The 4,005-nt window shown below is 66.2% G+C and carries 4 protein-coding genes; all 4 read right to left on the bottom strand.

Going from position 1 to position 4,005, the window contains the following annotated elements; all coding sequences use genetic code 11:
* The coding region (locus tag FFS21_RS31605) for an enoyl-CoA hydratase/isomerase family protein (RefSeq protein WP_137928612.1) at positions 1-744 on the bottom strand (744 nt) is incomplete at its 3' end.
* Positions 741-1,994, bottom strand: coding sequence for a CaiB/BaiF CoA transferase family protein (locus FFS21_RS31600; protein WP_137928611.1), 1,254 nt, complete (start codon positions 1,992-1,994; stop codon positions 741-743). The genes FFS21_RS31605 and FFS21_RS31600, both read right to left, overlap by 4 nt.
* Positions 1,995-2,035: 41 nt before the next feature.
* A complete protein-coding gene (locus FFS21_RS31595; protein ID WP_137928610.1) occupies positions 2,036-3,016 on the bottom strand; it encodes a Bug family tripartite tricarboxylate transporter substrate binding protein in 981 nt (326 codons plus the stop codon).
* A gap of 67 nt (positions 3,017-3,083) precedes the next feature.
* Positions 3,084-4,005 (bottom strand): LysR family transcriptional regulator (locus FFS21_RS31590; protein WP_502705220.1); only part of this gene is annotated, 922 nt, incomplete at its 5' end.

The following is a 4,005-nucleotide window of genomic DNA, read 5'->3' as shown; positions in this document are numbered from 1 at the left end:
CTCCCGAAAATCTTGGCTGCCATAGCAGCGGCGCACCAGATCGTCGGTATCCGCCACGGCCTCGACGGTTTGGCGGCGCAGAGCTTCCTTGACGACCGCTTGCGTGACGGGTGCGAGCTTCGCCAAGCGGTCGCAGAGCGAAGCCAGTTCAGCGTCGATGTCTTCGGCGGTTCGCACGAATTCCAGGAATCCGCAGGCCAGCGCTGCGTCGGCATCGAGGATCTGCGCCAGCAGCAGCATGCGGCGGACGGGCTGCAAGCCCCATGCCGCGCGCAGCTTGGCAAGGTTCAGCGCGGAGAGCGTGTTGCCGAGCGTGCGGGCAATCGGCACGCCGAAGCGGGCATTGGGGGTGGCGATGCGGAAATCGCAGGCGGTGGCGATGGCCAGGCCGCCGCCTACGCACCAGCCATCGACCACGGCGACGGTGGGCATGGGGAGCGATTCGACGAGGCCGATGCCTGCGTCGATCTGTATTTCGTAGTCGATGCCGTCGTCGCCGCTCTGGAACGCCTTGAACTGGGCGATGTCGGTGCCGGCCACAAATGCCTCGCCGCCTGCGCCCCGCATCACGACCACGCGGATGCCCGCGCCGCCGTCGCCGGCCAGATCGCGGCAATGTTGGCCCAGTTGCTCGTACATCGTCCACGTCATCGCATTGCGCGCGGCGGGGCGGTCGAAGGTCAGCGTGGCCACCTGCCCGGAGACGAACAGGCTCACACGGCCAGTATCCTGATCGCCGCTCATGCGCCGAACGCGCCGGCTGCGGCCAGCGCCTCTTTTTCGTCCTGTGCGATGCCGAGTTCGGTCAGTACCTCGTCGGTGTGCTGGCCCAGCAGCGGCGGATGGCGACGTACCTGTTGCGGCGTGCCGCCCATCTTCACCGCGAAGCCGATATTCGGGACCTTGCCTTCGATCGGATGGTCGATCTCGATGCGCATCTGGCGGTGCTTGCCGTGCTCGCTGTCGAAGGCTTGCGGATACGTCAGGATCGGGCCGGCCGGGATGCCCACTTCGAGCAGGGACTCAATCCATTCGTCGCTGGTCTTCTGCGTGAAGGTGCGTTCGAGTTCGGCAATCAACGGCAGCCGGTTAGCCAGCCGCAGCGCCACGGTTGCGAATCGTTCGTCGGCCAGCAGATCGGCGCGATCCAGCGTGTTGCACAGCAGTTGCCAGAGCTTCTGGTTGGTGGCGCCCATCACAAAGTAGCCGTCGGCGGATTTCATGGCCTGGTAGGGCGCGCTCATGCGATTGGCCGTACCCAGCGGCTCGGGCTCGCGCCCCGTGCCCCAGTACTCCGAGGTGTCCCAGATCGAGAACGCCATGGCCGAGTCGAACAGCGATGCGTCCACGTACTGGCCCTTGCCGGTTTCCTTGGCGCCGATATAGGCGGCCAGCATGCCGTAGGTGGCAAACAGCGCGCAGCCGATATCCGCCACGGGCACGCCGCATTTCACTGGGGCGTCGCCGGGATAGCCGGTCACGCTCATCACGCCCGACATGGCCTGGGCCATCAGGTCGAAACCCGGGCGCTTGGCCCACGGACCGGACTGGCCGAACCCAGAGATGCTGACATAGACCAGTTTCGGGTTGATTTCGGCCAGCGTCTCGTAGTCGATGCCGAGCCGCTTCATCACGCCGGGACGGTAGTTTTCCACGAGGATGTCGGCGGACTCCGCGAGCTTGTACAGCACCTCGCGGCCAGCCTCGGTCTTGAGGTCGAGCGTGACGCTGCGCTTGTTGCGGTTCATGTTCAGGAAGCCCATGCTGTCCGGCCCCTTCATCTTGAAGCCCATGGCGCTGCGCGTCTGGTCGCCGCCATCGGGGGGCTCGATCTTGATCACGTCGGCACCCAGGTCGGCCAGCAGCATGCAGGCATAGGGGCCGGCCATCACCTGGCAGACATCGAGCACGCGCACGCCAGCCAGCGGCAGAGGACGCGCCTGTGCGTCGGAAGTCGAACCCGTGGAGGCGGCGGAGGTATTGAATGGCGTCATCGTTGAATTCCGTGGCAATGCATGTTCTGGGGGAGGGCGCGTCAGACTTCGGCCTTGACGCCGGCCTGCTTGACGACCTTGCCCCATTTGGCGGCTTCCGACGCGATGAACGCGCCGAACTGCTGGCTGGTGCCGCCCGAATCCTCGGCGCCGAAGCTCTTGAGCTTCTCGGCCACGTCGGGCATGGCCAGCGCGCGGTTCACATCCTGGTTCATGCGCTGCACCAGCGCGGGCGACATGCCTTTGGGACCGACCAGCCCGTACCACGACGCCGCATCCAGACCCGGAAACCCGGATTCCGCCAGCGTCGGCACGTTGGGATGACTGGCCGCGCGTTTCAGGCGCGTCTGGGCGATGGCGATGACCTTGCCCTGCGCGATGAATGGCGTGGCCGCAGTCATCGTGTCGAACGCATAGTCGATCTGGCCACCGAGCAGATCGGCAATCAGCGGGCCCGATCCCTTGTACGGCACGTGTACCACGTCGATCTTGGCCTGCATGCGGAACAGTTCCAGCGCCAGGTGCTGGGCAGAGCCGATGCCCGACGAGCCAAACGAGATCTGGCCCGGCTTCTTCTTGCAGAGCGCGACGATATCCTGCACCGAGCGCACCTTCTGCTCGGGCCGGCACGTCAGCATGTTGGGGGTTACCCCTACCATCGAGATCGGCGAGAAATCGTTGACGGGGTCGTACTTGACGTCGAGCAGCGCCGGACCGATGGCGTGGCTGTTCACGTGCGCCATCAGCAGCGTGGTGCCGTCCGGCGGCTGCTTGGCCACGTAGGCGGCGGCGATGGCTCCCGTCGCGCCGGGCTTGTTTTCCACCAGGACGCTGGTGTTCCACATCATGCCGAGCTTCTGGCCGATCACGCGTGCCAGCACATCGGTGCCGCCACCGGGCGCAAAACCCACCACGATGCGGACCGGGCCGTTGATATCGGCGGCGCGGACCAGGCTGGGGAGGGCCAGCGAGGGGAGGGCCAGGCCAGCCGCTGCCCCGAGGATGAACTGTCTGCGCTGCATGAGGTGTCTCCAATATGGGAATCGTTATGGATCCCATCATGGGCGCGGCGGGCAGCGCGGGCTATCGTTATTTGGGGGATTCTGGTTTCGCATTTTGCGCAAGCACCGCCAGCACGCTCAACGCCGCGGAGGAAAGCGCGTCGCGCGGACGGTGGCACAACACGAATTCGCGCGCTGCCCACGGCTCGGCAATCGGCACGCGCACGAAATGGCTACCGCTCGCGATGACGGCGGCGATAGCCTCCGGCATGACGCCTGCGCCCAGGCTCTGCGCCACAAGGGCGGCAATGCTGTCGAAGCCGCCCACGCGCATGCGCATCCGGGGCACACGACCTGCTTCCTCGGCCAGCCGGTCGAGCATGATCGAAATCGCAGAACTCTCGCCCAGCGTGATCAGGTCGCAGTCGAGCACATCGTCGAGCGTCACCTTGCGCCGTCGCGCCAGCGCATGTCCCTTGGCCACCACCAGCACCAGACGATCCGTGCGATACGGTTCGATCGGCAGGTCCACCATGCCAAGGCTGCCCTCATAGATGCCGATATCGACCGTGCCCCGGCGTAGCGCCTGCTGGACTTCCTGGCTGTTCATCTCCTGCAGGTCCACGCGCACGCCCGGACAAACGGCGGCGCAGCGCTGGATATCGAACGGCATGAACTGGATCACGGCGGACTTGGGCGCCGCCACACGCACCACACCGAGATCGCCGCCCACATAAGACGCGGCATCGTCCTGCATGCGTTGCACGGTATGCGTGATGCCGCGCGCGTGCGCCAACAGCGCACGGCCCGCCTCGGTCAACGCCATGCCATGCGGCAGGCGCTCGAACAAGGCCACGCCAAGCTGCCCTTCCAGTTCGAGCACGCGCCGCGACGCCGCTGCGGCGGCCAGGTGCAAGCGCTCGGCGCCGCGCGTGATGCTGCCGAGTTCGGCCACGGCGATAAATAGCTGGACGGTGGTCAGGTCGAAATGCAGGCGGGCAGGGCGGGGC

The sequence above is a fragment of the Cupriavidus sp. 2SB genome (genome assembly GCF_005503625.1).
Lineage (GTDB): Bacteria > Pseudomonadota > Gammaproteobacteria > Burkholderiales > Burkholderiaceae > Cupriavidus.
The sequence above is the reverse complement of the archived record's forward strand: the minus strand, read 5'-3'. Positions and strand labels throughout refer to the sequence as shown.